The sequence below is a fragment of the Rhodanobacter sp. ANJX3 genome (assembly GCF_014200755.1).
Classification (GTDB): Bacteria; Pseudomonadota; Gammaproteobacteria; order Xanthomonadales; family Rhodanobacteraceae; genus Rhodanobacter.
In genome coordinates, this window is record NZ_JACHCM010000004.1 from 316,807 (window position 1) to 342,943 (window position 26,137).

Below are 26,137 nucleotides of genomic sequence, written 5' to 3' on the forward strand. Positions count from 1 at the left end.
ATCCGCGCGGCGGCCGTCACACCCAACCGCAACATCTCATCAAGGAATGCTCATGAAACGTTTCCATATCGCTCTGGCTGTGCGCAACCTCGATGACTCCATTGCCGATTACAGCGCGCGACTCGGCCAGCAACCGCAGCTGGTCGTACGCGATAAGTACGCCCTGTGGCGCACCCGGCAGTTGAATTTCTCGATCAACGAAATGCCCGAGCAGGCCGGCCAGGTCCGGCATATCGGCTTCGAGGACGACGAAGCCAAGGGCTTCACCATTTCCAAAGACCCCAACGGGATCGAATGGGAGAATTTTTCCGTCACCGATCAGGAGGCGCTGATCGAGTCGATCTACGGCGAACCGACCTACGCCATGGTCAATATCGACATGGATGCGCTCGAGCTCATCCGCAACTAGACGTCCAAACGATCGACGCTCCGAATGGGCTCGCCAATAGCAAGCCGATATTCCGCACACAGCCGATACGTGCTGACTCAGGACAATTCACGTGACTACGCAAACGCTGAAAGCGCACAAGCCGATACCCTCCATCGCCATCGACGACGCAAGGCATCCGCTCGCCGGCACGCCGATGAGCGGTGCCGACGTGGTAGTACAGGTGCTCGCCGACGAGGGCGTCGAGGTGATGTTCGGCTATTCCGGCGGTGCCATTCTGCCGGTCTACGACGCGCTGTACCGCTACAACGCGGAGCACCTGCGCGCCGATGGCAGCGAGCCGATGCCGCTGATCGTGCCTGCCAACGAGCAGGGCGCGGGCTTCATGGCGTCGGGTTATGCACGCGCCTCGGGCAAGGTCGGCGTGGCCGTGGTCACCTCCGGCCCCGGCGCCACGAATATGGTGACCCCGGTGCGCGACGCGATGGCCGATTCCACGCCGATGGTGGTGATCTGCGGCCAGGTCGCCACCACCTCGCTGGGCAGCGACGCGTTTCAGGAGGCGCCGGTCAGCAACATCATGGGCGCCTGTGCCAAACACGTGTTCCTGGTCACCGAAGCCGAGGCGCTGGAAGCGACGCTGCGCACGGCCTTTGAAATTGCGCGCAGCGGCCGGCCGGGTCCGGTGGTGGTGGATATTCCGAAGAACGTGCAGAACACCGCGTTGACTTTCGACGGCCAGTCGCGGCTGCCGATTCCGGGCTATCGTGCGCGCCTGCGCGCGGTGGAAGAAGCGCGGCTGGACGATGCGGAATGCGCCGCTTTTTTCGCCGCGCTGGATGCGGCGCAGCGGCCGCTGATCTACGCCGGCGGCGGCGTGATTGCCGCCGAAGCTTCGCAGGCGCTGCGCGCCTTCGTCGATGCTTTCGGGCTGCCGGTCACCACCACGCTGATGGGACTGGGCGCGCTCGACACCGGCGACGCGCTGTCGCTGCACATGCTCGGCATGCACGGCACGGCCTACGCCAACTACGCGGTCGAGGACTGCGATTTCATCCTGACGCTGGGCGCCCGCTTCGACGACCGCGTGGCCGGCGTGCCGGACAAATTCGCGCCGCGCGCCAAGTTCATCGCGCAGATCGATATCGATCCGGCCGAGTTCGGCAAGGTCAAGGCGATCCAGTGGCATCACTGCGGACCGATGGTGCGCACGCTGGAACGCCTGACCCAATACGGCAAAACGCACGGCAAGCGGCCCTCACTGCAGACGTGGCACGCGCACATCGCCGAACTCAAGCGCGTGCATGCGATGAACTACGACCGCGCCAGCGCGTTGATCCAGCCGTACGCGGTGATCGAGGAGATCAACAAGACTACGCACGGCCGCGCCATCATCAGCACCGGCGTCGGCCAGCACCAGATGTGGGCAGCGCAGTACTCGGCGTTTCGCGAACCACGCCAGTGGCTGACCTCGGGCTCGATGGGCACGATGGGTTTCGGCCTGCCGGCGGCGATCGGCGCGCAGTTCGCCAGGCGCGATGCGCTGGTGATTGACATCGACGGCGACGCCAGCATCCGCATGAATATCGGCGAACTGGAGGTTTGCACCACCTACAACCTGCCAGTGAAAGTGCTGGTGTTCAACAACCTCGGCGACGGCATGGTGCGGCAGTGGCAGAAGCTGTATTTCATGGGCCGCTTCGCCGCCTCGGACAAAAGCTTGCGCACCAAGGATTTCGTCAAGACCGCCCAGGCCGACGGCTTCCAGTGGGCGAAGCGGCTGGAGCATCCACAGGACATGGCGAGCACCGTCGCCGACTTCCTGCGCTTCGAGGGCCCCGCCTTTCTCGAAGTGATGATCGACCCCGATGCCGGCGTCTATCCGATGGTGGGCCCCGGCGCCACCTATGCACAGATGATCACCGGTGAACACATCGCGGCGCGCGATGCCAGTGCGGCGCCGCCCGTGACGTCCACGCCGCTTGTCGACATGTTTTGAGGCCCGAACCCATGCGCCACACGCTTTCCATACTGCTGCAGAACGAATCCGGCGCGCTCGCCCGCGTCGCCGGCATGTTTGCCGCGCGCCACGTCAATATCGACGCGCTCAACGTCGCCGCCACCATCGACCCGGCGATCTCCCAGCTGACCCTGGTGCTGCACGGCGACGAGGCCACGCTGGAGCAGATCGTGCGGCAGACGCGCAAGCTGATCGACGTGCTCGACGTGATCACGCTCATGCCTGAGGACGGCGAGAGCGAGAGCGCACGACTTGCCGCGGTACCCTCACACTCGTGAATGCCCGCGTTGAATCCCTCATCGCGGCAACGCCGCAGCCAGTCGAGGTTGTCGATACACCCAACGACAGCGAGATGGTCAGTCGCGCGCAGTCGTCGCAGGTCTACGACGTGGCGCGCGAGTCGCCGCTGGAATTCGCTCCCCTGCTGTCCTCGAAAACCGGCAGCGACGTCTGGCTGAAACGCGAAGATCAGCAGACCGTTTTCTCGTTCAAGCTGCGCGGCGCCTATAACCGCATGGTGAAACTCGACGAAACTCAGCGTGCGCGCGGCGTCATCGCCGCGTCCGCCGGCAACCATGCGCAGGGCGTCGCGCTGGCGGCGGCCAAGCTGGGCATCCAGGCCACCATCGTGATGCCGGTCACCGCCCCGCAAGTGAAGATCGACGCGGTCTATCGCTTCGGCGGTGCCTTCGTCAAGGTGCTGCTGGTCGGCGATTCCTACAGCGATGCGCAGGTCGAGGCCTCGCGCCTGCAGCGCGAGTTCGGCAGCGTATTCGTGCATCCGTTCGACGATATCGACGTGATCGCGGGACAGGCCAGCGTGGGCCTGGAAATCCTGCGCCAGCATCCCGAGTCGCTGCACGCAGTGTTCGTGCCGGTCGGCGGCGGCGGCCTGCTGGCTGGCGTGGCGACCTGCATCAAGTCGCTGCGGCCGGGGATCAAGGTGATCGGCGTGCAGGCCGCCGACTCCGACGCCATGGCGCAATCGCTGGAAAGCGGCGTACGGGTCGCGCTGGAGGAAGTCGGTCCGTTTGCCGACGGCACCACGGTCAAGCAGGTCGGTGCGCACACTTTCGAACTGTGCCGGCGCCATGTGGATAGCGTGCTGCGGGTGGACACCGACGCCATCTGCGCGGCTATCGGCGACATCTATCAGGACACTCGCAGCGTGGCGGAGCCGGCCGGCGCGCTGGCGCTGGCCGGACTCAAGCAGTATGTCGCCACGCATGGCGCTAGCGACGGCGCGCTGGTGGCGGTGGTCTCCGGTGCCAACATGAATTTCGATCGGCTGCGCTTCGTCGCCGAGCGCGCCAGCATCGGCGAACAGCGCGAAGCGGTATTCGCGGTCACCGTGCCGGAGGAGCGCGGCAGCTTCAAGCGGTTCTGTGCCGCGCTGGGCCAGCGCAGTATCACCGAGTTCAACTACCGCATCGGCGATGCCGCCTCGGCACATATTTTTGTCGGTGTGCAGATCGGCATTCGCGCCGACCGCGAGGCGCTGCGCGAGGCGTTCGAGGAGCAGGGTTTCGGCGTGCTCGACCTGACCGACGACGAGCTGGCGAAGCTGCACCTGCGTCACATGATCGGCGGACGCTCCGCGCTGGCCCGCGACGAGCAAATCTACCGCTTTGAATTTCCCGAGCGGCCCGGCGCGCTGCGGCGCTTTTTAGAACACATGCACCCGGACTGGAACATCAGCCTGTTTCACTATCGCAACCACGGCGCCGACTACGGCCGCATCCTGGTCGGCATCCAGGTGCCGCCGCACGAGCGCGCCATGTTTCAGCAGTTTCTCGGCACGCTGGGTTATCCGCATTCCGATGAGAGCGAAAATCCGGCCTATCGGCTGCTGCTCGGTAACGATACTGCCATCGTAAACGGCACTTAGCCGGCTTATCGAACGGTAGTCATCGCTATCCTCACTGTGCAATCGCATGCCGTTAACGTGCGCGTCGCCAGTCTTGGAGCTCCCAGACAACGTGGAGCACCGTTTCATGCCAGGCAATCCGATGAATCCGCAACCGCCCTTCGCCGAGCCCGGCAAAGGCTTGCCGGAGCGAGAGATAGACAGTCCGGGACATTCGCATCCTGAAGTCGACGCTGATCCGGATCCATTGGAGCCGGATAGCGACGACGACGTTCTCTAAGGCGATCGGCGGCACGCCTTAGGCCTGCCGCGTACGCTTCATCCGTTTGGGCAGCCCAATCAGAGCGATGAGGATTGAGCTGCCTGAATTAATTCAACGCTATCGTTAACTCCGCGCCACCGCGGGAGCTTCTGCTCGGGGTCGCACTGGCCACGGACGGCCAGGTCGACGACTCGGGCATCGACAGGCCGAAGCCTCACGTTAGACTGTCGGTATGTCGCCACCGCCCCGCAAACGTCAGCCGCGCAAAGCCGCACCTTCGTCCACGCCGCGCACGCGGCCCGGCGCCCCGAGGCCCATAGAGAAGAAACCACCACGGCCGGCCGACAGCTCGACGCGCGCCACGCGCGTACTGAACTGGCTTTTGCAAAAGCTGCCGCCGCGCTACCGTGAGAAGGCGCTCGATTATCTCGTGCTCACGCGCATGGATCGGCCGATCGGTGCGCTGCTGTTGCTGTGGCCGACGTGGTGGGCGCTGTGGCTGGCCGCCGGCGATTTTCCGCCGTGGAAACCGCTGATCGTCTTTACCCTCGGCGTGTTCGCGATGCGCGCGGCCGGCTGCGCCATCAACGACTATGCGGACCGCAAGCTCGATCCGCAGGTCGCTCGTACGGCAGGGCGACCGATCGCCAGCGGTCGCGTCACTCCACGCGAGGCGCTGATCGTTTTCGTCGCGCTGCTCGCGTTCGCGTTCGTGCTGGTACTTTTCACCAATGCGCTGACGATCAAACTGTCGTTCATCGGCGCTGCGCTCGCGGCGGCCTACCCGTTTACCAAGCGCTACACGCACATGCCGCAGGTGGTGCTCGGCGCCGCGTTCGGCTGGTCGATCCCGATGGCCTTCGCCGCAGTTGCCGGCGCCGTGCCGCCGGTGGCGTGGCTGCTATTCATCGGCAACATCCTGTGGTCGGTGATCTACGACACGGAGTATGCAATGGTCGATCGCGAGGACGATATTCGGGCCGGTGCGAAGTCCACCGCCATCCTGTTCGGCGATGCCGACCTGCCCATCCTAGGTATCCTGATGGGCACCTTCCTGCTGGCCATGCTGTTTGTCGGCCAGCGCGCCGCGCTGGGGTGGCCGTACTGGGTCGGGCTGCTCATCGCTGCCGCCCTATTCGGCTACCAGCTATGGCTGATCCGCCACCGCGCCAGGGACGCCTGCCTCGCGGCCTTTCGTCACAACAACTGGCTCGGCGTGACGCTGTGGATCGGCATCGTGCTGGCGCTGGCCGTGCGCTGATCTTCGGCCAACACAGCGGCCACGTAGACGCTTCGCGGCATCAGGATCACTTGCGCTGGATGGAGGCGCTGCGCAACAGCAGGGCAAGTTTGCGCGCATCGACACTCTCGCCACTTTCAGAAGGTGATCGGGCCTGGTCGAACGTGAAGCGTAATGCGATGTTGCCGTCCGTTTGGTTCAGGGCGCTCGGCAGCGGCAAGGTCGTATCCGGCGGTGGCTTGCCTCGCTCGAACTGCCAGCGCGCAAGACGATGCCCGTTCATGTCCACGTTCACTGTCAGGTGTGGAAAAGCCTCTGGCAGATAGGCATCCACATTCAGAACAATCTTCAAGTCAGCATCGCCCGGCGGCACATGAAAAGCCAGAATTGCCGATGGTCCCACCGACCAGGTAGCGTCATCCCCTGGCTCGCCCCATCCGGCCAGCATATACGGTATGCCATTGCCGTCTTTACCGAATACGCAGGTTTCTCCGATCGCGGCATCGGCAAAATCGTTAATGTCGAATCGATGCAGATAAGGGGCTGACGCGTTTTTGAACCAGCCGGGAGCAACGATCGTCATTCCGTCGATCAGCCCCATGCCGGTGTCTGGCGGAAATAACCGCTGCGCTGTTTTCAGCGACCCAAGGGCTGATGATTGCATCAGATAAAGACCATTGGGATCGAGTAGGCCCTCGAAAAACCGTTCGTGTCGGATCTGACGAGGCTCCTGCAACGCGGCGGCAGGTAGCCGCGCGGCATACGCTGTATCGATGGCAAAGCCATGTGCGCCTGCCAAGGACTCATAAGCAATATTCTCGCCGTCTTTATATTGCCCGGGGATCACGTAGATATTCGCGTAGCGCGATCGGGCCTGCGCCCAGAACGCCGACGGAAAGACAGGAAATTTACTGTTGGCCACCGTGGCTGTGGAAGCACGATTGATCGCATGATAAAAAGGAAACAGGTCAAATAGCTGTACGACAAAAAACAACAGCAATACACGGATGCAGACAGGCCGTGAAAAGCGCAACGTGCTTCGTACGGCAGCCAGCATCAACAGATAGTAAACGGGCCAGAACAACCTTCCCGACGCCCGAAATACGTTCATCGCCGATGTGATTTTCGCGGACATCGGCAAGACAAAAAGCACGCGGGAGCCCAACGTCACTTCATTGCTTATCGCCAGCAATGTCAGAACGGCGCAGCTGAGGATGAGCGCCAATTCCGGTGCTTTTTGCCAGTTTCCCGCCGCGCTGCCGGGTTGCCGAAAGTGTGTGGCGATGGCATGAAAAATCCCAAGCATCAACGCCATCAAGATACCCATACCGAGATGGTTGAAACCCTCGTACTGGCCCGAGGTGGCGCCCTGCGGCGAGTTCGGCAGAACCGGCCCCGCACCTATCCACGAGAAGGGCGCAAGCAAATTCATCGAGAAATAACCAAAGCCGCCGCTCGATACATCCATGTCGAGGAAATAGCCGGCCAGCCACATGATCGAGACCGAACCGGCGACCGAAAGGACTGCCGCCGTTGCCACGCGGCCGATCGACCACCGGCGATCCAGCACGCCGTATCGAAGCAGGTAAGCTGCCCAGATCGCGTACACCATGAACATAAGATAGGCGTGTACCAATGGCGCCAGCCAAAGCAAGGCGAGCCAATGCAGGGTCCGCCGTCCTTGTGGAGGCGCGTAGTAGAGATAGAGCGCCGCCACAATGAACCAGTGCGCCGTCAACGCCAGATGCCACTGCGCCCGGAAGAGCATGATCGGGCTGAGCAGAAAAAGCAGAACGCCTAGAACCAGCACGGATCGACGGCTGGTAAACAACGCCAGCAGGCGCAGCGCAAAATAGCCCTGCAGGGCATAGCAGGCACACAGCCACAATCCGTGATACTGAAATGCTTCCGGCAGCCATGCACGCAGCAACTTGAATGTGATAGCCAGCAGCGGGATGGAATCGGAATAGACGATCGAACCGGCTTGCTCCATACCCATCGTGTGCGTGAGGCCCAGCGGGAGCGACCACGGCTCGTGCCGAAAAAACAGCCAACCCAGATAACTTTGCGCGGGGTCGCCACTGGCCAGCCATCCAATCCGGAAGGGATCGACAATCGACGGATCGAGCAGCAGAGTGAAAACGATCGCGCCCGTCAGAGCGGCGACAAGCGCCAGTTTTTGCACGACCCGCTCTTGTTCTGCGTCAAAAGATAGTTGTACTTTCATCAACGTCGGTCGTTCCGATGGATTGTTCGGTGAATGTTCCGAACGGACCCCTGCAGGGAATCAATCCGCTGCCGGCTCGCAACGATTCCGCCGAGAGAAACAGCATCATACACAGCGCGAATCTGTAAATTCGCTCGTCAGCATACTGAAGCCTTGAACGATTGCGAACAGGTTCGGCTGAACCACTTGGGACCATGCCCCACCGCAAGGACGTGAACCCGTGGCAGGCCGCCCGCGCATGCTTGGACAACACACGGCGCGGCCTTTGGCATCTGCGCGCTTGTCGACTGTCGCCACCAAGATCGCACCTTGTTCGAGCGTGTGTCGGCGGCTATTTCATGGCGCTGTCATGAAGGCTCATTAGATTTGTGGATTCGGAAACAGTTGCCGGTCGATCTCTCCCCTGTGGACATGCCTTTGAAGCTGGACCATGCCCACGGCTTTTCGCGCCTGTTTTCCGAACAGCGCGCGCCGCTGAACAGCTATTTCCTCAAGCGCACGGCGCACGCGTGGGACGCGCAGGATCTGGTACAGGAAACCTATCTGCGCTTGCTCGCCGCCGATCAGCACGGCGCGGAAAGCATCCGCAATCCCGAAGCCTACCTCTATACCATCGCCGCCAACCTGATGAAGAAACATGCGGTGATGCGGCGCAGTGCGCCCGTGGGAACTGAGGGCCTGGAGGACATCATCGAGCGACTGGCCACGCCGTGCGACGCGGCCGCCGGTGTGGATCGCGAGGTGCGACGACAGCGCCTGGGCGAACTGATCGGACGGCTGTCGCCGAAATGTCGGGCGGTCCTGGTGATGCATTACCGCGACGAACTCAGCTATCGCGAAATCGGCGAGCAGCTGTCCATTTCAGCCAGCATGGTGAAGAAATATATCGTCAAGGCGCTTGCCGTGTGCCGTCAGGGAATGGGCCGCTATGACTGATCGATCCACACGGGATGTCTCCGGCGCCGATATGCGCCGCGCGACCGAGCAGGCGGCCAGCTGGTATCTGGATCAACGCCAAGGATTGTCGGCAACCGAGCAGCTCGCATTTCTGCTCTGGCTGAAGCAGTCGCCCCTGCATGTGGGCGAATACCTCGCCATCGCCCGCATGCACGGCGACCTGCGCGGCGCCGCCGCGATGGAGACGATGGATACCGCCGAGCTGCGCACGCTGGCGGCGAGCGAGCCGGCGGTCGTCACGCTGCACGGCGAACGCAAGACGCCGTGCGTCCCGGCCAAGCAAAGGACGCGCGGCGAGGGCCCTCGCCGTCGTCGATCAAAACGCTGGCTGGCTGCCGCAGGCATCGCTGCGTTAGGACTTTTCACGAGCGGTGCGCTGCTGTTTACGCCCGGCCGGCCAAGCGGCGATGTCTACGCCTCGACCAATGGCCAGGGGCATAGCCTGGAACTGCCCGATGGCACTCTCGTGCAGCTGGACCGCAACAGCGCTATTGCGGTGGACTTCGGCCCAAGCTTGCGCCGTATCGAGCTGCTGCACGGCAATGCGCTCTTCGACGTAGGCAAGGATCCTTCGCGGCCTTTGCAGGTACGTCTGGGCGCGAGCATGCTGCGGGATATCGGTACCGTGTTCGCAGTGCGCCGCGACGATGCCGGCAATGCGGTGACGGTCATCAGCGGGCGGGTCGACGTGCTCTCGCCCACCCATCCATGGCTGGATGCGCTGGCGCGCCGGCTTGGCCGTTCGTCCGGGCCGAACCACGTGGTCGCGAATCTCGGCGGCGGCGAGCAGGCCGTAGTTGCCGCCGACGGTGCTGTGATCGCCTCGAACAAACGCGCCGATATCGATCGGGCCACGGCGTGGCTTCCGGCGGATATCCAGTTCCGCAACAGCACGGTGGGCGACGTGGCGCGCCGCTTCAATGCGTACACCACCACTGCGCTGATGATCGACGATCCGCAGGTTTCCCGCATGCGGATCAGCGGCCGCTTCCACGCGCACGATGTCGATGCCTTTCTGGCGTACTTGTCCAGCCTGCACGGCGTGCAAGTGAAGCGCGATGGCGCCCGTGTACGGGTGGTCGCGGCCGCTTCGTCGAAACGCTGACACCGTCGGCTGTAAGAAAAAATTCATCAAATCAGCGGTACCCGGTTCGCTGGCCGGGCACTCGTAGATGGTCATGTGGCGGCAAGCCGCGCGTCGCGCGCTGTCGCCAGCCATGCATTCAACCATCAAGGGTCACCGCCATGCGTAGACAACTCGCCATCCATATCGCGCTACTGCTCGGCAGTGCGCTGCCCATTCTTACATCGGCGCAGAGCCTGCCAGCCGAGACGGCGGATTCGCGCCAGAGCCAAGCGATCGGCGCCATGCCGCTGACCGAAGCGTTGGACGTGCTGGCCCGACGCAGTGGCCTGCAGCTGGTCTATCAGTCCGAGGTTGCCAGCACGGTGCGCAGCAACGGTGCGGCGGCAGGCCTGAGTGCGAGGCAGCAGCTGCATCTGCTGCTGAAAGGCACCGGACTGGATTACCGCTTCGTCACACCGACTACGGTGACCATCGTGGCGGCGCACACGGCGGGAAACGCGCCCGCCGCAAGCGCGCGGGCGCCGCGCAGCATTCCGCCGATCGAGGCTGCGGCCAATGTTCCGCATGACCTGGCACCGGTCAGCGTCAGCGCCAATGCGGTCGATACGCTGGCGCCGAGCGCCGCACCGCTGGACGCCATCCAGCCCACCTCGGTGATCGACGAGCGCTTTATCCGCGACGGCCTGCGCTTCAACGCCAACTTCGACGACATCATCAAGTACGCGCCCAGCGTGACGGTGACATCACCCGAAGGCCCGGGCCTGGGCAAGAACGAAGGCATCAGCATCCGCGGCTTTCAGGACGGCCAGTTCAACATCACCTTCGACGGCATTCCCTTCGGCGACGCCAGCGATCTGCACCACACCACCTCGGCGTACTTCAACAACCACGTGCTGGGGCAGGCCGAAATCGACCGCGGCCCGGGCGGCGGCAGCACGATCGGCAACGCCACCTTCGGCGGCACCGTGGGCCTGCGCTCGCGCGATCCCAGCAGCGTACCGGGCGTCACCGCGTATCTCACGCTGGGTAGCTGGAACACGCGCGCCGGCGGCATCAGCGCGGACGGTCAGCTCGGCGCACACACCCAGGTATTCGCCGACGTCTCCAAGGAGTCCAGCGACACCTATCTGAACGGCACCGACGATCAGCGCAACCATATTTTCCTGAAGACAATCACCGACCTTGGCGCCGACACCGCGCTGACCTTCGTCACCAGCTACAACGAGGAACACCAGAATACCGTGCAAGGCGCGACGAAACAGGAGATCGCGCAGTTCGGCTGGCGCTACGGCCTGTCCGACAACCCCGCGCTTCAAAGCTACAGCGGCTACAACAACGCCGCGTACTACTCCAGCTTCAACTACCTCGGCCTCACCAGCCGCATCGGCGACTGGAGCGTGGACAACAAGGTCTACTACAACAGCTTCGATCACTGGTCGCGCAAGACCACCGATGCCAGCGACAACAACTCCGCCGACAACGGCGTGACCTTCTACAACGCCGCCGGCAAGAAGGTCGGCAAGGCCGCCAATGACGTGCCCGGCAAGCTCGCCGACGCCGGCTTCCATGCATTCGGCGACGTACTGCGGCTGAGCCGCGATCTGGGGCCGGGCACCGTGCAGGCCGGTGCGTGGCTGGAGCGCAACATCGACGCGCGCTACCAATATCCGCTCGACCTCACGACTGGCCAACAGACAGGCACCAAGTACGGCTATCTCGACAACTACCTGTTCGGCGATCGTACCGACACCGTACAGCCCTACCTGCAATACGACTGGAAGGTCAGCGACCAGATTACGGTCAGCCCCGGCCTGCGCTACTCGGAAGTGACCCGTTCGATCAACGCGGCGATCAACAAGACAACGCCAGTGCCACTGGATGCCGAGGCGACCTATCACTCCACCCTGCCCTCGCTCAGCGTGCACGACCAACTGAGCGATCAGTGGGCGGCCTACGCGCAGGCGGCGAAAGGTTTTCTGGCGCCACCGATCGACGTGATCGAAACCAATGCCTCGCGCGGGCTCAAGCCGGAACAGACCACCAACTATCAGCTCGGTACCAGCTTCGCCTCCCGCAGCTTCACCTTCGGCGCGGACGTCTACTACATCGACTTCACCAACTATCTCACCGAAACTCAGGTAGCCACGACCGAGGGCAACGAGCTGACCTATATCAACGGCGGCGGCGCGATTTACCAGGGCGCCGAAGTGGAGGGCACCTACGCGCTGAACCACGAGTGGAGCCTGTACGGCAACGCCAGCTACAACGAGGCCACCTACAAGCACAGTAGCGTGCAGGTAGCGGCCACGCCCAAGGTCACCGCGGCGTTGGGCCTGCTCTACAGCGGCGAAAGCGGCTACTTCGGTTCACTCATGGGCAAGTTCATCGGCAAACAGTACGGACTGGACAACACCACCGACGCCAACGGGGATACGGTATTCGCCAACGGCCAGCGACTGGGTGGCTATGTCGCGGTAGATGCGGCGCTGGGCTTTCGCTCCGAGCACGGCGGCGTGTCGAACAAGGGCTACTCGATCAGCGTGGACGTCAACAACTTGTTCAACGTGCACAAGCTGACCGGCTACGCGGGCACGCAGTCGGTCAGCGGCAATGCGTTGTATTTCGGCCTGCCCGGCCGCGGCGTGTTTCTCGATCTATCGATGAAGCTCTAGCATGCGCCATCCTTCGGCCTTTCTACGGGGCAGGCTACCTCGCCGTGATCGCGATCCGCACTCAGGAAATCCTATGACTAGCTATTTTCGCTCAAGCCGTTTTTATGGCATCGCGCTGGCGCTGCTTGCTGCATCGGGCGGCGCATCTGCCTATGCCGAGGCCGCGCACGCGGCGACGCCGGAGCGGATCGTGCAGCAGATCGTGCTGATCCGCCACGGCATCCGTTCACCCACGGCTTCGCCGGATGCTTTGGCCGTCTATGCGTCCGAACCGTGGCCGGCGTGGCCGGTCGAACCGGGGCAGCTCACGCCGCACGGTGCCCAGCTGATGCATTCGCTGGGCAGCTGGTATCGCCAGCGGCTGATGTCCGAAGGCGTCACGACAGGCGCCTGCGACACGCCGGCCAGGATCAAGCTGATTGCCGACAGCACGCCTCGCAATCGCGACAGTGCCGCCGCCATGCAGGCCGGACTGTCGCCGTCGTGTGCGCGCGGCTACTTTGCCTTTGCCGCCAATCAGCCCGACCCGCTGTTTCGCGGCAACGGCGATGACGACGCCGATACGCCGGTCACCAACCCACCGGCCATGCCCGCACTGACCGATCTGCAGCAGGTGCTGCTGGGCTGTCACGACGAGTCCTGTCTCGGCAAGGCAGCGGCCAGCGGCAAGAAACTGCTGCTCGGCACGGCCCCGGCCAAGGCGCTGAAGAGCGCCGGCACGCTATCGGAAAACCTGATGCTGGAATACGCCCAGGATTTTCCTGCGGCGCAGGTCGGCTGGGGCCGGCTCGATGCCACCGGCGTAGGAAAAATAATCACCCTGCACAACCTGCAGTTTGCGCTGGCCAAGAAGACGCCCGCCGCCGCCAATGCCCGCGGCGGCAATATGCTGGCCCATATCGCGGCCACGCTGGCCGCAGCGGCCGGACAGCCGCCCAAGCTGCCGCCGCTGGCACCGGCCGATACCCGGGCGCTGATTTTGCTCGGCCACGACACCGATCTGGCCAGCCAGGCCGGCCTGCTCGGGCTGGACTGGCACAACACCACACAGCCAGACGACTATCCGCCCGGCGGCGCGCTGATTTTTCAGCTGGTCGAAACGCACGGTGAGTATGGCGTGCGTCTGCAGGTCGCTCTGCCCACGCTCGCCGCGCTGCGCGCCGCTGACGTCAGCGGCGCCGGCGCCATGCATCTGGCCACCTTGCGCATGCCCGGTTGCCCGCCGTCGGACGTCTGCCCGCTGGCGGCGTTTCAAGCTCTGGTGAAGCGGGCAGTAAGGCCGGGGACTATCCTTGCCGGAACCGGCGGCGAACCTGCCGCGCAATGACGCCCGCTCCGTGATCGGTGGGCGGCGAGTTCGAGTCCGAGCCTGCACGTTTCGGCTGACCATGCGAGACTGCGGCGTCCGGATCAACCCGCTGGATCCGCCCAATCAAGCATTGAGTGAACCTGCGCCTTGCCTTCCATCATTGACAAGCTACGGCAGCGTATCCACTTGGCATCGGCTGGCGCGGAAGTCTTCGAGGTACCGATGCCGGATATGTCGCTCGCTGGCGTCTGCCGCCGGATCGAATCGCAGGGGCTTTTCGTCATCGGCGCGGCGCGCACCGGAACGACGATTCTGCAGAATGCGCTAAACGATTCGCACGCGATTTTTCTCTTCGGCGAACCCGCCTTTCATAACGAAGGCGACAGTGAGGATTTCGCAGCACGCTACAACGCCATGCACCGAAGCTGGGGCAATCAGGAAAACAAGAGCAGTTATTGCCCGCCGCTATTTGAAGAAGACGCGAGCTGGTATGCATATCTTGCGCGCCTGGCCCAGACGTATCGCTACGTCGGGTCCAAGATCGTGATCAATCCTCTGGAGGCTGAAGATCGCGCGAGCGAACTTTTCGACTTTCATTGCCGTCACTTCTACGCGTCGCGCTACCTTTTCACCTTCCGCAACCCGCTGGACGTGCTGATGTCGACGCGTGGTCTGGCCGAACTCAACGGCGGCACGGTATCGACGTATGCCGAGGTGATTAAAGGCTATTTCGTGGTTGTGCAGCTGTTCTTCCGCGTATTGCGCAACCTGCCGCACGTCGAGGTAGTTTTTCATGAAGCCGTGGAGCCGGCCACTTTCAGAAAGTTGGAAAGCTGGCTGGCCACGCCACTGCCGCACGCCGGCGACTATTACAGCGGCAGCAAGGTGCGTCACTACGAACTGACGGCGGTGCCCGAACCCCATCGTCCATTGGTCGCCGAAGCCGTCGATCTCTACGACAAGCTGAAGCGCGAGACGCTAGCCGGTTTTGAACTGATCCAGATCGAGCAGAACTCCGGTCATTTCGATCAGAACCACTTCACTGCGCTGGGCCAGCTGTCGCGAGACGTGTCGAACTTTCTACGGACGATCGACGCACCCAGCTAGGGTTGCCCGCGCGGCGACGGCGCCCGCGCCAGTGCCCATACATCCACGCGCTTTGCGCCGGCGCGCTTCAGGACGCGGGTGCATTCGGCCAGAGTGGCGCCGGTGGTCATCACGTCATCGAGAATGGTTACGTGCTTCGGCAGCGGCACAGCCGAGCGCACGGCAAAGGCGCCGCGTACGTTGTGGCGCCGGGCAACGGCATCGAGTTCGGTCTGCGCTGGGGTAGCGCGCTGGCGCTGCAGCAGATCGTGCCGCAATGGGATGCCCAACGCTTTGGCCAGCGGCTTGGCCAGTTCCAGCGCCTGGTTGTAGCCGCGCCGACGCAGGCGACCGCGATGCAGCGGCACGGGCACGATCAGATCGGGCAGTAGCACCGCTCTTGGTTCGGCCTGCCATAGTGTGCTCAATACGCGACCGGCGGCGAGGTCGCGGCCGAACTTGTAGCGCGATTCCAGCCGATCCAGCGGCCAGGCGTAGCGGAACGGTGCCCACGCGGCGTCCCATGGCGGCGGCCGACGCTGGCATTCCCCGCACAGCGCTGCGGGAACGGCCAACGGCAGGGCACAGCGTGCGCAGCAGGAACGATTTCGCGGCAGGTCGGCGACACATCCAGCGCATAGATCGATGCCATTGCTACCCGGCGCGCCGCAGAGCAGGCAACGCAGCGGCAACAGCCAGTGCTGCAGCCGCCTGCCGAGGTTCGAAAGCGCCTCCCTGCGCGTGGTCATGGTCCGCCCTCAGCGCTTGAACATCGCCGCGTCGATGATCGACCAGATATGGATGATCCAGCCCATCCAGACGATCCACAACAAGCCGGCCAGCACGAACATCAGCAGGGCCTTCAGCAGTCGTCCCTGCACCAGCTGGCCGAGGCCGGGGATAAAAAAGCTGCAGATCGCCGCCAGCACGTTGCCGCCGCTACCTTGTCCAGAACTCATGTCTATAGCTCCCATTCTTTGAATACACGATGGTAGCCGCAGCAGCTGCGCGGGGTCACGTCAACTCGAAATCAGCCTGCGCGGTTGACTGGTGGCCGGTTCGCTCACACACTTCCCGGCTTACTGATGGGAGTTTTCCATGGCCGAAGCTGTGATCCGCCACGACTGGACCCGCGAAGAAGTGACTGCGCTGTTCGCCCTGCCGTTCAACGAGCTGATGCACCGCGCGCAAAGCGTGCACCGGGAGCACCACGACCCGAACGCGGTGCAGGTGTCGACCCTGCTGTCGATCAAGACCGGCGGTTGCCCGGAAGACTGCGCCTACTGCCCGCAGGCCGCGCGCTACGACACCGGCGTGCAGGCGCAGAAGCTGATGAGCGTGGAGGCGGTGCTGGAGCGCGCCAAGGCGGCCAAGGCCGCCGGTGCCAGCCGCTTCTGCATGGGCGCTGCCTGGCGCAGCCCGAAGGATCGCGACGTGGTCAAGGTCGCCGAAATCGTCAGCGCGGTGAAGGGCTTGGGCCTGGAAACTTGTGCCACGCTGGGCATGCTCAGCGACACCCAGGCGCAGTCGCTGAAGGCGGCCGGGCTGGATTACTACAACCACAATCTCGACACCGCGCCGGAGTTCTACGGCGAGGTGATCCACACGCGCCAGTATCAGGATCGCCTGGACACGCTCGAACACGTGCGCGCGGCCGGCATGAAAACCTGCTGCGGCGGCATCGTCGGCATGGGCGAATCGCGCGGCCAGCGCGCCGGCCTGCTGCAGACGCTGGCCAACCTGCCCGAGCATCCACAGTCCGTGCCGATCAACCAGCTGGTGCAGGTCGAAGGCACACCGCTGGCCGGCACCGAGGTGCTCGACCCGTTCGAATTCGTGCGCACGATCGCCGTGGCGCGCCTGCTGATGCCGGCCTCGATGGTGCGGCTGTCGGCCGGCCGCCAGCAGCTGGGCGACGGCATCCAGGCGCTGTGCTTCCTGGCCGGGGCCAACTCGATTTTCTATGGCGAAAAACTGCTGACCACCGGCAACCCGGACGTGGCCGACGACCGCGCGCTGTTCCGCCGGCTCGACCTGCACCCGCTGGAGATCGTCGAGACCGACAGCACCGTGCACGCCGACATTCTCGAAACGGAAGCTGCGCAAGCGGGTTGCGGGCAAGGCTGTGGCTGCACCGCCGCGGCCTGATCTGCTCGAGCGTTTGGCCGCCCAGACGGCCGAACGCGAACGGGCGAACCTGCTGCGCCGCGTTCGTACCGTCGATCAGGCCGACGGACCCTGGCTGGACATCAGCGGCAAGCGCCTGCTCTCGTTCTGCAGCAACGATTATCTCGGTCTCGCGCAGCACCCACAGCTGATCGCTGCGCTGCGCCGCGCGGCCTCGGAATGCGGCGTAGGCAGCACGTCGGCGCATCTGATTTGCGGTCACCGCACCGAACACGCTGAGCTCGAAGAGGCACTGGCGGCCTGGACCGGCCGCGAGCGCGCCGTGCTGTTTTCCACCGGCTACATGGCCAATCTAGGCGTGATGCAGGCGCTGCTGGCACGTGGCGACGTCTGCGTGCAAGACAAGCTCAACCACGCCTGCCTGATCGACGGCGCCAGGCTGAGCGGCGCCGAGTTGAAGCGCTACCCGCATGCCGATGTTGACGCCGCCACGCGCCAGCTGACCAGCAACGACAGCGCCGCCACTGTGCTCGCTACCGATGGCGTCTTCAGCATGGACGGCGACGTGGCGCCGCTGCGCGAGCTGGCGGCGCTCTGCACGCGCGAGCACGCGACGCTGATGGTCGACGATGCGCATGGCTTTGGCGTGCTCGGCCACAGCGGCGGCGGCAGCCTCGAAGCGTCCGCGCTGAACCCATACGAGGTGCCGGTGCTGATGGCCACACTGGGCAAGGCGCTCGGTTGCGCCGGGGCCTTCGTCGCCGGCTCGCATGCGCTGATCCAGGGCCTGATGCAGTTTGCGCGGCCGTACATCTACACCACCGCGATGCCTCCGGCGCTGGCCGCGGCGGCGCTGGTCGCCACGCAGCTGGCGCAGGCCGAAACCTGGCGCCGCGAAAAACTCAACGCGCTGATCGCACGTTTTCGCGCGGGCGCAGGCCAGCTCGGGCTCACGCTGTCATCGTCGACGACCGCGATCCAACCGATCGTGCTCGGTGACGCGCAGGCCGCGTTGGACGCCGCCAACACGCTGGAATGGCGCGGCCTGCTGGTTACCGCGATCCGACCACCGACGGTGCCGGCCGGCAGTGCCCGCCTGCGCATCACGCTGTCGGCAGCGCACGAAGACGCGCACGTCGACAAGCTGCTCGACGCCTTGGAAGCGCTGCGGCTGCCGCCGGCGACAAGCTGACGCAAGAGCGCCACCAACACGCCCCGTATAATTACACGCTGCTCCAACCCTGACCGCGCATGTCCACTGTCAATATCTCCGCCTACAAATTCATCAGCCTGGATGACCTGCCCGCGCTGCGCGAGCGCGTGCTGGAACGCTGCACCGCACTGGCGCTGAAGGGCACCGTGCTGCTGGCGCCGGAGGGCATCAACCTGTTCCTGGCCGGCACGCGCCAAGCGATCGAGGGCTTCATCGCATGGCTGCACGCCGATCATCGCTTCGCCGATATCGCGCCGAAGGAATCGCTGTCCGAGGCGCCGCCGTTCGGCCGCATGCGCGTGCGGCTGAAAAAGGAAATCATCACCATGCGGCTGCCGACGATCCGCCCCGAAGGCGGCCGCGCGCCGGCAGTGGACGCGCCCACGCTGCAGCGCTGGCTGGCGCAGGGTCACGACGACGACGGCCGCGCACTGCTGATGCTCGACACGCGCAACGACTACGAAACCAAAGTCGGCGCCTTCGACGACGCAGTGGACTACCGGCTGACCAGTTTTACCGGCTTTCCCGCTGCCGTCGCCGCCGATCGCGAACGCTACGACGGCAAGACCGTGGTGTCGTACTGCACCGGCGGCATCCGCTGTGAAAAGGCCGCGTTGCATATGCAGGACCTCGGCATACCGCACGTCTACCAGCTCGAAGGTGGCATCCTGAAATATCTCGAACAGACCGACGGTGCACACTGGCACGGCGACTGCTTCGTGTTCGACGAGCGCGGCGCGATCGACAAGTCGCTGCAGCCTGCGCGTCTTCTCTTCGACAATGAGAAGGACGTTTCGGCATGACCGAGCTTTACATGGACGTCGTCGGCGACGGCCCGATCCCGCTGGTCATTCTGCACGGCTGGGCCATGCACGGCGGCGTGATGTCGCCGCTGGTCGATGCGCTGAAGGAACGTTGCACCATGTACGTGGTCGATCTCCCGGGGCACGGCTATTCGCGCGATTGCACGCTACCGCTGGAGCCGCGCGCCAGCGCTGCCGCGATTGCCGCAGCGACGCCGTCGGCGATGTGGCTGGGCTGGTCGATGGGCGGTTTGATCGCGCTCACGGCAGCGCTGGAGCTGCCACAGCAGGTACTCAGCTTGGCGATGCTTTGCGCGACGCCGAAATTCGTGCGCGACGACAGCTGGCCTTACGGCAGCGACGCCAAGCAGGTACGTCATCTGGCGACCGATCTGGAAACCGACTATCACGCCACGCTGGAGCGCTTTATGGCGCTGGAGACGATGGGCAGCGCCGATCCGCGCGCCGAACTTCGGCATCTGCGCACGCTGGTGTTCGACCGCGGCGAGCCGGATCTGCGCGTACTGCAGGAGGGCATTCGGATTCTCGAAGAAGGCGACCGGCGCCCCGACCTGCCCAATCTCGGCATACCCAGCGCATGGATTGCCGGTCGCCGCGACCGGCTGATTCCACCGCGCGCCATGCAGTGGTCGGCCGATCGGTGCGGCGGCCGCTTTGCGGAAATCGAACATGCCGGGCATGCGCCGTTTTTCGGCCACGTCGACGCGCTGATACAGGCGCTCGAGCCGTTGCTACAACAGACTTTAGAGCGAATTCCATGAGCGATTTTCATCTCGACAAGCGGCAGGTGCGGCAGAACTTCGGCCGCGCCGCCACCAGCTATGAAAAACACGACGTGCTGCAGCAGGAAGTGCAGTCCACGCTGCTCGAACGTCTGAACTTCTATACGGCCGATCCTGGCCGTATTGTGGATGTGGGCGCCGGTACGGGCCGCGGTACGGCGCTGCTGAAAAAACGCTATGCCAAAGCCGAGGTGATTGCGGTTGATCTTGCCTTGCCGATGCTGCGCGCCGCCAAGCAGCACGCGAGCTGGCTCAAACCCTTTCAGCGCGTCTGCGCCGAAGCCACGGCGCTGCCACTGGCCGATCACAGCGTCGACGTGCTGCACTCCAACCTCTGCTTTCAGTGGATCGACGATTTGCAGGCTCTGTTCGGCGAGTGCGTGCGCGTGCTGAAGCCCGGCGGGCTACTCGCCTTCTCCACCTTCGGTCCAGACACGCTGAAAGAACTGCGTGCCTCCTGGGCTGAGGCGGATCAACAGCCGCACGTCAGCCGCTTTCTCGACATGCACGACGTCGGCGATGCGATGCTCGCCACCGGTCTGCGCGATCCGGTACTCGACGTGCACCGCTACACGCTGACTTACAGCGAACCGCGCAAGCTGCTGGAGGAACTGCAGGGTCTGGGCGCCACCAACGCCGACCAGACACGTGAGCGCGGCCTGACCGGCAAGGCGCGCTACAAGCGCATGCTCGCCGCCTACGAAAGCATGCGCATTGACGGGCGCATCCCCGCCACTTGGGAAGTCGTTACCGCCCATGCCTGGGGGCCGCCGCCCGGACAAGGCCGCCGCGGTACCGACGGCGGCGAAATCGCCAGCTTTTCGGTCGACAGCCTGCGCGGCAGTCGACGCTAGCACCGGCGCTTGCCGAGTCAGCCCCTGCAAACCGCTAGTGCCGCTCGGTATGTCTGGCAAGGTCGGATGAGGCTCTCTCCGATTGAAAGCAAATCGTAAGATTGCCTCAGCACGATAAGGAGCTGAATCTCTTCAGGTTCGGCTACCTGGAATCCGCTGATGCGTCGCTCATGCCTTATCCCGCGCCATCTGTGCGTTCGGCTTGCCGCGTATGGCGACCCGTTGCTTGCGCACGGCGACCGCAGGCTCGTCGCTGACCACGTTCGACGTGTCAGTCGCCGAGCAGGGGCATAGCCGTTGCTCCCGCTACTTGCCAAGCCCGATACGATCGTTTTCGCCTCTGTCCTCCAACAGGCGCCTACGCGCGTTGTTCTTCGGGGACGCATGGCGATTCGCCGCGATGCCGATGCGCATGCCAGAGACTCGACCCCGTGACCGCGCCATTCCAGCACAAACTCGATGGCGAAACACAAGCACTGCCGGGACGCGGCGATAGCAAACTCTTCGCCATCCTGCTGGCGCTGTATTTTCTGATTCTGTACCCGATCCTGCGGGCCAATCGTTACTACAACGATGATTTGAAGCGCGCGCTCATCGGCCACACCGGCTGGGATTCCAACGGCCGACCGCTGACCACCCTGCTGATGCGGCTGCTGCAGTGCTACGACAGCGCGCTGGTCGACGTCTCGCCGCTGACGCAGATTGGCGCAGTCGCGGTGCTGGCCTGGGTCGGCGTACTGATCGCCCGGCGCTACACGTTGCGTTCGCCGTGGCTGGCGGCATTGATCGTCTTCCCGCTCGGCGCGCAGCCGTTCTATCTGGAAAACCTGTCGTACAAATTCGACGCGCTGAGCATGAGCGTGGCGATATGGCTGGCACTGCTGCCTCTGCTCAGCATCGGGCAGAGCCGCCGCGGATGGTGGCTCGGCGTACTGGCGCTGTTCGGCAGCCTTGGTTTCTATCAGCCGGCGATCAACCTGTATCTGATATTCGTGCTGCTGGATGTGGCTCTGGCGCAGCTGCAGGACGAGCCGCTTCGTCCATGGCTGAAGGCATTCTTTCTGCGCGTTCTGCAGATCGGCGTGGCTATACTCGCGTATCAGCTGATTATCGGCATCCATATCCACGGCTGGGTCGGCCGCGAGAGCCAGAAGATCCACAGCCTGAGCCAGTTGCCGCTGGTGGCGACCAATATTGCCGGCTTCTATCGGTTCATTGAAAGCTGCTTCGACCGGCAGTGGTGGAATTATTTTCTGCCGCTGCTGCTCGTGCTGGCGGCGTTTCCCATCATCGTCGGTATTCGCTACGCGCTGGGGCAACGCTTGCGACAGCCACGCTGGATGACGACGGCCTTGGTACTCGCGGGCGTTCTGTTGCCGCTACTCGCCGTGCTGTGCGTGGCCGGACCCATGCTCATCCTGCTCACTCCCGAGCTTGAGCCGCGAGTGATGATGGGCGTCGGCGCGCTGCTTGTGGCCGGCTTGATCCTGATGCGGGCTGCCTTGACGCAGTGGCGTTACTCACCGCGCTGGACGCTTGTTGCTGCGTGCATGCTCGCTTTGGGCATGTGCGTACTGGCGAGCGCCTACGGCAATGCATTGGGCGAGCAAAAAGCCTACGAGGACCATATCGCCTCCAGCTTGGCCGACGACCTGCTCGAACTGAAGGCGAGTCATGGCGTTCGCCACTTTTTGCTCGACGGCGCGATCGGCTTCTCGCCGATCACCCAGCATGTGGCCGACGAGTTTCCCATGATCAAGCTCTTGATATCGCCGTATATCGAATCCGGGGATCGGTTCCACACCACCGATTTCCTGATGTATTACGTCGATGGCGTCGACAACCTGGGCCGGCACACCGATCCGGCCAGTTTGCGGATTCAGTCGGGCATTATCGCTAGGGCCAGCCACACATCATTCGTCCGCACGACCAGCGGCTACAGCCTGCGCATCGTCGACGACGTGGCTGTGGTGACGCTTCATTCCGCACCCGCGCAGGCCTATGCCGCGGCCAACCGTCCGGCTGTTCGACGGGACGAATCTTCCAAATAAGCTTGCGCTGGCCGTGGGCGAAAGCCGCTGGCCCACTTCATAGCAACGCGGCTTCTAGTCGATGACTGGCCTGCGGCATGCTTCGTAGCCGGAACGATTCTCGGTAGAGAGCGACCGCTCGTTTCGCCGCTTGCTGCGGGCTCATGCCTTGCGTGGCCACATGCGCGTTGTGCGATCCATAGGGTCCGTAGATCTTCGCATCGGTAACCGAGAACATACCAATCGTCGGCGTTCCGGACGCTACCGCCAGATGCATCACGCCGCAGTCTGCGCTGATCATCATGTCGACGCCGGCCATCGCCGACGCCATCCGACGAATGCTGGTGGAGTAGTAGCCGGGCCATTTTGAATCCAGCATCGAGCGGCCATGCGCGGGAATGATTTCAACCAGGCTGCATTCCGGAATCGCCAGCCGAACGGCCGAGACAAAATCGTTCCACCACGCCTGACAATAGCGCTTTTTACCCGTCGCCTCGGCAAACAGTCCGATCACGCCACCCTCGCAGGGTTGGTCCGACGCCACGACGAGGCGGCGGATCAGCTGCTCACCGTGCTGTTTCTCCGCCGCGGTCAGGCGCAGGTCCAGCGCGGGAAAATCTTCGGCCTCGTTAATCTGGTGCGATGCATACCAGCGCACCAGCATCACCGAACGTTTTGCCATGTGATGCGGCGCCATCGAGGCTGGTACGAGATGCGTCATGCCGCGGCTACGGCGCGCCCCGTCGTCAAAGCCAAGCTTGCGGCGCCCCTTAAATAATCGTGCCAGCAGGCGGCTGAAACCGGAACCCAGGCAAGGATCGATAATCAAATCGTAATCCGTTCTGCGAATTCTCAGTATTTTCGAGAGAAAAACGAAGGGATGCTTAAAGCCTCGGCGCGACAAACAATAAATATGTCGAACGCTGGAGAATGTCTGAAAAACGTCGACTGCCGCGTTTCCCTCGGCGACGATGTCGATTTCGGCGCCCTGGTAAAGCCGTTCCAGCTCGGCGATCAGCGGCGTCACCAAAATCATATTGCCGAGCCGATGATTCGGGCGGCAAACCAGGATGCGATAGATCTCGTTGCCAGGTATGGCATCTGCCCTGGGACGGGGAAGAAGTCGTTTCACGCGTTACCCCGAGGCGGCCATGTCGCAAAGGCCATGCGAACCATCAAAGGGCGAGCTTGACTGGTTTGGCCATTCTGTATGTTGTTAAAGCATTCGACGGGACGGATCGTCTCCGCCGCCATTCACTTTCAGAATCGCGAAGCTCGCCGGACGCAGCCAAGCTTTCCAGCCACTAGTTCGCGCGACCGTCGGACTCTCGCGCATAGTGCTGTTGGGCTCGCGATGAAACGGAGATTTCTTACCGCGTGGTACCCCAGCGCCAACCGAACGCGACTTTAGGCGCATCTACTTACGATTAGTTCCGGCTTGGAAAACTGAATACCCATGATTTATAAGAAAATAAAAATCTTTTTCGAAATATAATACGCTTAGCGCGATCGATAACCCCGGGCACCGGCCACTGCCCGGCGGCGGATGACCCATAGCCTGATTGTTTTTGATAATGATTCGCATCATCATATCTGCTCAGCCAGCCACTCATGACTGTCTCGGTTCATGACGCCACGCGCCCAACCATCTGAGCAAAGGGTCATTATGAAAAGGGAAATGAATCGCCACCGAAAATCTCGGCGCGGTTTTTGTGGAGTGTCTGCTGCTGCGCTGACAGTCGGCCTGGCCTTGCTCGCCGCTCCTGCGGAAGAAGCCACCGCGCAGCGCATCGCGGTGCCCGTCAGCCAGCAATCTGCCGATGGCCAGCCTGCCGATCAGGCCACGTTTCTGACCAATCTCCGGCGCAGCAATTACTTGTTGGGTGACATGTTTGGCCTGCGTACGTTTCTGAGCAAGTACGGCATCACGCTGGTCGCGCAGGAAACCAGCGAGGTGCTGGGCAACCCGAAGGGTGGCACGCAAAAAGGCGCGCAGTACGACGGGCTCACGCAGGTCATCATGCAGCTCAATACGCAGCGTGCCTTCGGCCTCTACGGCGGCCTGTTCAACATCAGCGCGCTGCAAATCCACGGCCAGAATTTCAGCGCCGACAACCTGTCGACCATCCAGACCTCCAGCGGCATCGAGGCCGACCGCGGAACGCGTCTATGGGAGCTCTGGTACGACCAGAAATTTCTGGACGAAGATCGGCTGGACATCAAGGTCGGCCAGCAGAGCGTCGACCAGGAATTCATGGTCAGCACCAACGCCGCCTACTTCGTCAACACGATGTTTGGCTGGCCGGCGCTGCCTTCTTACGACATGCCCGGCGGTGGCCCGGCGTATCCCCTGTCGGCGGTGGGCGTCCGCCTGCGCTATCGGCCGGTCGATTCGATCAATCTGCTGCTCGGCGTTTTCAACGGCAGCCCGGCCAGCAGCAATGAAGGTGATCCTCAGCGAAGCGACCACAACGGGACTGACTTTCCGCTCGGCGGCGGCCGGCTGATCATGGCCGAGTTGCAGTATGCGTATCCCTCGCTGGGCAGCATGGTCTATCCCGGCGAATCGGCACCGCTATCACGCACCTATAAATTGGGCGCCTGGTACGACACCGAAAATTTTGCCGACCAGCGCTACGACAGCAACGGCCTGTCGCTGGCCAACCCGGCAAGCAACGGCGTACCGGCTAATCATCGCGGCGACTTCTCGCTATACGCGGTGGCCGACCAGATGCTCTGGCGCAACAAGGACGACCCGAACAACTCGCTGAGTGGCTTTGTGCGTGTCATGGGTACGCCGCAAAACGACCGCAACTTTATCCGCTTCAGCGCCAACGCCGGCTTCGTGTACCACGAGCCGTTCGTCAATCGCGCGGATGACACGTTTGGCGTGGGCATGGGCTACGTCAAGGTCGGCAGCAATGTGTCGGGGCTCGATCGCGATACCGCGAGCTTTGCCGCGATTGTCGACCCGGGCAGTCTCAACATCGTGCGCCACACCGAAACGTATGTAGAGACCACGTATCAGTATCAGCTGCGCCCGTGGTGGCAGCTGCAACCTGACCTGCAATACGTTTTCAACCCCGGCGGCGGCATCTTCAATCCGAACCAGCCCAACCGACGCGTGGGCAACGAGCTCGTGCTCGGCCTGCGCACCAATATCCTTTTCTGATAGTGATCGACATGAGCCAC

21 protein-coding genes are annotated in these 26,137 nt (G+C 63.3%); 17 read left to right on the forward strand and 4 right to left on the reverse strand.

All coding sequences use genetic code 11. The features are described 5' to 3' along the window. Positions 1 to 52 precede the first annotated feature (52 nt). From HDE76_RS13120 to ubiA, 5 genes are all read left to right on the forward strand, one after another. The gene (locus tag HDE76_RS13120) at positions 53 to 409 is read left to right on the forward strand and encodes a hypothetical protein (protein ID WP_179481061.1); all 357 of its coding nucleotides are present in this window, start codon (positions 53 to 55) and stop codon (positions 407 to 409) included. A 175-nt stretch (positions 410 to 584) separates the two neighbouring features. Further along, complete coding sequence (gene ilvB / locus HDE76_RS13125; RefSeq protein ID WP_184508488.1) at positions 585 to 2,387, forward strand: biosynthetic-type acetolactate synthase large subunit; 1,803 nt, start codon at positions 585 to 587, stop codon at positions 2,385 to 2,387. 11 nt (positions 2,388 to 2,398) lie between these two features. Next, complete coding sequence (ilvN, locus tag HDE76_RS13130; protein WP_184508167.1) at positions 2,399 to 2,686, forward strand: acetolactate synthase small subunit; 288 nt, start codon at positions 2,399 to 2,401, stop codon at positions 2,684 to 2,686. Positions 2,687 to 2,706: 20 nt separating this feature from the next. Beyond that, the gene (gene ilvA / locus HDE76_RS13135; protein WP_343205714.1) at positions 2,707 to 4,296 is read left to right on the forward strand and encodes a threonine ammonia-lyase, biosynthetic; all 1,590 of its coding nucleotides are present in this window, start codon (positions 2,707 to 2,709) and stop codon (positions 4,294 to 4,296) included. A 473-nt stretch (positions 4,297 to 4,769) separates the two neighbouring features. Next, positions 4,770 to 5,798, forward strand: a complete 1,029-nt coding sequence (ubiA, locus tag HDE76_RS13140) for a 4-hydroxybenzoate octaprenyltransferase (RefSeq protein WP_179481057.1) — start codon at positions 4,770 to 4,772, stop codon at positions 5,796 to 5,798. A gap of 46 nt (positions 5,799 to 5,844) precedes the next feature. Here ubiA and HDE76_RS13145 read toward each other — a convergent pair whose 3' ends face one another. Beyond that, positions 5,845 to 8,004 carry a DUF6311 domain-containing protein gene (locus HDE76_RS13145; protein WP_184508170.1) on the reverse strand — a complete coding sequence of 720 codons (2,160 nt, stop codon included), beginning with the start codon at positions 8,002 to 8,004 and terminating at the stop codon, positions 5,845 to 5,847. Positions 8,005 to 8,421: 417 nt separating this feature from the next. On the opposite strand from HDE76_RS13145, the gene HDE76_RS13150 reads away from it, so the two are divergent. The 5 genes from HDE76_RS13150 to HDE76_RS13170 all read left to right on the forward strand — a co-directional run bounded on the left by HDE76_RS13150 (position 8,422) and on the right by HDE76_RS13170 (position 15,136). After that, positions 8,422 to 8,940, forward strand: a complete 519-nt coding sequence (locus HDE76_RS13150; protein WP_255481589.1) for a sigma-70 family RNA polymerase sigma factor — start codon at positions 8,422 to 8,424, stop codon at positions 8,938 to 8,940. Next, positions 8,933 to 10,066, forward strand: a complete 1,134-nt coding sequence (locus HDE76_RS13155) for a FecR domain-containing protein (RefSeq protein WP_184508173.1) — start codon at positions 8,933 to 8,935, stop codon at positions 10,064 to 10,066. Before HDE76_RS13150 ends, HDE76_RS13155 begins: the two co-directional genes overlap by 8 nt. A gap of 140 nt (positions 10,067 to 10,206) precedes the next feature. After that, a complete protein-coding gene (locus HDE76_RS13160) occupies positions 10,207 to 12,720 on the forward strand; it encodes a TonB-dependent receptor (RefSeq protein WP_184508176.1) in 2,514 nt (837 codons plus the stop codon). Positions 12,721 to 12,793: 73 nt separating this feature from the next. Then, positions 12,794 to 14,047: a histidine-type phosphatase gene (locus tag HDE76_RS13165; RefSeq protein WP_184508179.1), complete on the forward strand. Its 1,254-nt coding sequence runs from the start codon at positions 12,794 to 12,796 to the stop codon at positions 14,045 to 14,047. Positions 14,048 to 14,176: 129 nt separating this feature from the next. Continuing rightward, positions 14,177 to 15,136 carry a sulfotransferase gene (locus HDE76_RS13170; RefSeq protein WP_184508182.1) on the forward strand — a complete coding sequence of 320 codons (960 nt, stop codon included), beginning with the start codon at positions 14,177 to 14,179 and terminating at the stop codon, positions 15,134 to 15,136. On the opposite strand, the gene HDE76_RS13175 is transcribed toward HDE76_RS13170, so the two are convergent. Beyond that, positions 15,133 to 15,864: a ComF family protein gene (locus tag HDE76_RS13175; RefSeq protein ID WP_184508185.1), complete on the reverse strand. Its 732-nt coding sequence runs from the start codon at positions 15,862 to 15,864 to the stop codon at positions 15,133 to 15,135. The two genes, HDE76_RS13170 and HDE76_RS13175, sit on opposite strands and share 4 nt — an antisense overlap. A 9-nt stretch (positions 15,865 to 15,873) precedes the next feature. Then, the gene (locus HDE76_RS13180; protein WP_179481044.1) at positions 15,874 to 16,074 is read right to left on the reverse strand and encodes a hypothetical protein; all 201 of its coding nucleotides are present in this window, start codon (positions 16,072 to 16,074) and stop codon (positions 15,874 to 15,876) included. 139 nt (positions 16,075 to 16,213) lie between these two features. Here HDE76_RS13180 and bioB point away from each other — a divergent pair, with 139 nt between their 5' ends. The 6 genes from bioB to HDE76_RS13210 all read left to right on the forward strand — a co-directional run bounded on the left by bioB (position 16,214) and on the right by HDE76_RS13210 (position 22,966). Next, the gene (gene bioB, locus HDE76_RS13185) at positions 16,214 to 17,263 is read left to right on the forward strand and encodes a biotin synthase BioB (protein ID WP_184508188.1); all 1,050 of its coding nucleotides are present in this window, start codon (positions 16,214 to 16,216) and stop codon (positions 17,261 to 17,263) included. Continuing rightward, entirely contained in the window at positions 17,241 to 18,434 is a 1,194-nt protein-coding gene (gene bioF, locus HDE76_RS13190; RefSeq protein ID WP_343205707.1) for an 8-amino-7-oxononanoate synthase, read from the forward strand. The genes bioB and bioF overlap by 23 nt, the downstream gene beginning before the upstream one ends. A gap of 59 nt (positions 18,435 to 18,493) precedes the next feature. After that, positions 18,494 to 19,258, forward strand: coding sequence for a sulfurtransferase (locus HDE76_RS13195; RefSeq protein WP_184508191.1), 765 nt, complete (start codon positions 18,494 to 18,496; stop codon positions 19,256 to 19,258). Continuing rightward, a complete protein-coding gene (gene bioH, locus HDE76_RS13200) occupies positions 19,255 to 20,040 on the forward strand; it encodes a pimeloyl-ACP methyl ester esterase BioH (RefSeq protein WP_184508194.1) in 786 nt (261 codons plus the stop codon). Before HDE76_RS13195 ends, bioH begins: the two co-directional genes overlap by 4 nt. After that, positions 20,037 to 20,915, forward strand: coding sequence for a malonyl-ACP O-methyltransferase BioC (bioC, locus tag HDE76_RS13205; protein WP_184508197.1), 879 nt, complete (start codon positions 20,037 to 20,039; stop codon positions 20,913 to 20,915). Before bioH ends, bioC begins: the two co-directional genes overlap by 4 nt. 431 nt (positions 20,916 to 21,346) lie before the next feature. Beyond that, the gene (locus tag HDE76_RS13210) at positions 21,347 to 22,966 is read left to right on the forward strand and encodes a glucosyltransferase domain-containing protein (protein ID WP_184508200.1); all 1,620 of its coding nucleotides are present in this window, start codon (positions 21,347 to 21,349) and stop codon (positions 22,964 to 22,966) included. A gap of 37 nt (positions 22,967 to 23,003) precedes the next feature. Here HDE76_RS13210 and HDE76_RS20955 read toward each other — a convergent pair whose 3' ends face one another. Continuing rightward, positions 23,004 to 24,077, reverse strand: coding sequence for a glycosyltransferase family 9 protein (locus HDE76_RS20955; protein WP_184508202.1), 1,074 nt, complete (start codon positions 24,075 to 24,077; stop codon positions 23,004 to 23,006). A gap of 585 nt (positions 24,078 to 24,662) precedes the next feature. Here HDE76_RS20955 and HDE76_RS13220 point away from each other — a divergent pair. After that, positions 24,663 to 26,117 carry a carbohydrate porin gene (locus HDE76_RS13220; RefSeq protein ID WP_184508205.1) on the forward strand — a complete coding sequence of 485 codons (1,455 nt, stop codon included), beginning with the start codon at positions 24,663 to 24,665 and terminating at the stop codon, positions 26,115 to 26,117. Positions 26,118 to 26,137: the final 20 nt, after the last annotated feature.

Excerpts from the sequence above, each read along its gene's own strand:
- bioH (WP_184508194.1), top strand. The coding sequence starts at position 19,255 with ATGACCGAGCTTTACATGGACGTCGTCGGCGACGGCCCGATCCCGCTG.
- HDE76_RS13160 (WP_184508176.1), top strand. The coding sequence starts at position 10,207 with ATGCGTAGACAACTCGCCATCCATATCGCGCTACTGCTCGGCAGTGCG.
- HDE76_RS13175 (WP_184508185.1), bottom strand. The coding sequence starts at position 15,864 with ATGACCACGCGCAGGGAGGCGCTTTCGAACCTCGGCAGGCGGCTGCAG.
- ubiA (WP_179481057.1), top strand. The coding sequence starts at position 4,770 with ATGTCGCCACCGCCCCGCAAACGTCAGCCGCGCAAAGCCGCACCTTCG.
- HDE76_RS13155 (WP_184508173.1), top strand. The coding sequence starts at position 8,933 with ATGACTGATCGATCCACACGGGATGTCTCCGGCGCCGATATGCGCCGC.
- HDE76_RS13120 (WP_179481061.1), top strand. The coding sequence starts at position 53 with ATGAAACGTTTCCATATCGCTCTGGCTGTGCGCAACCTCGATGACTCC.
- HDE76_RS13195 (WP_184508191.1), top strand. The coding sequence starts at position 18,494 with ATGTCCACTGTCAATATCTCCGCCTACAAATTCATCAGCCTGGATGAC.
- ilvN (WP_184508167.1), top strand. The coding sequence starts at position 2,399 with ATGCGCCACACGCTTTCCATACTGCTGCAGAACGAATCCGGCGCGCTC.
- HDE76_RS13145 (WP_184508170.1), bottom strand. The coding sequence starts at position 8,004 with ATGAAAGTACAACTATCTTTTGACGCAGAACAAGAGCGGGTCGTGCAA.
- bioB (WP_184508188.1), top strand. The coding sequence starts at position 16,214 with ATGGCCGAAGCTGTGATCCGCCACGACTGGACCCGCGAAGAAGTGACT.
- ilvB (WP_184508488.1), top strand. The coding sequence starts at position 585 with ATGAGCGGTGCCGACGTGGTAGTACAGGTGCTCGCCGACGAGGGCGTC.
- HDE76_RS13180 (WP_179481044.1), bottom strand. The coding sequence starts at position 16,074 with ATGAGTTCTGGACAAGGTAGCGGCGGCAACGTGCTGGCGGCGATCTGC.
- HDE76_RS13165 (WP_184508179.1), top strand. The coding sequence starts at position 12,794 with ATGACTAGCTATTTTCGCTCAAGCCGTTTTTATGGCATCGCGCTGGCG.
- bioC (WP_184508197.1), top strand. The coding sequence starts at position 20,037 with ATGAGCGATTTTCATCTCGACAAGCGGCAGGTGCGGCAGAACTTCGGC.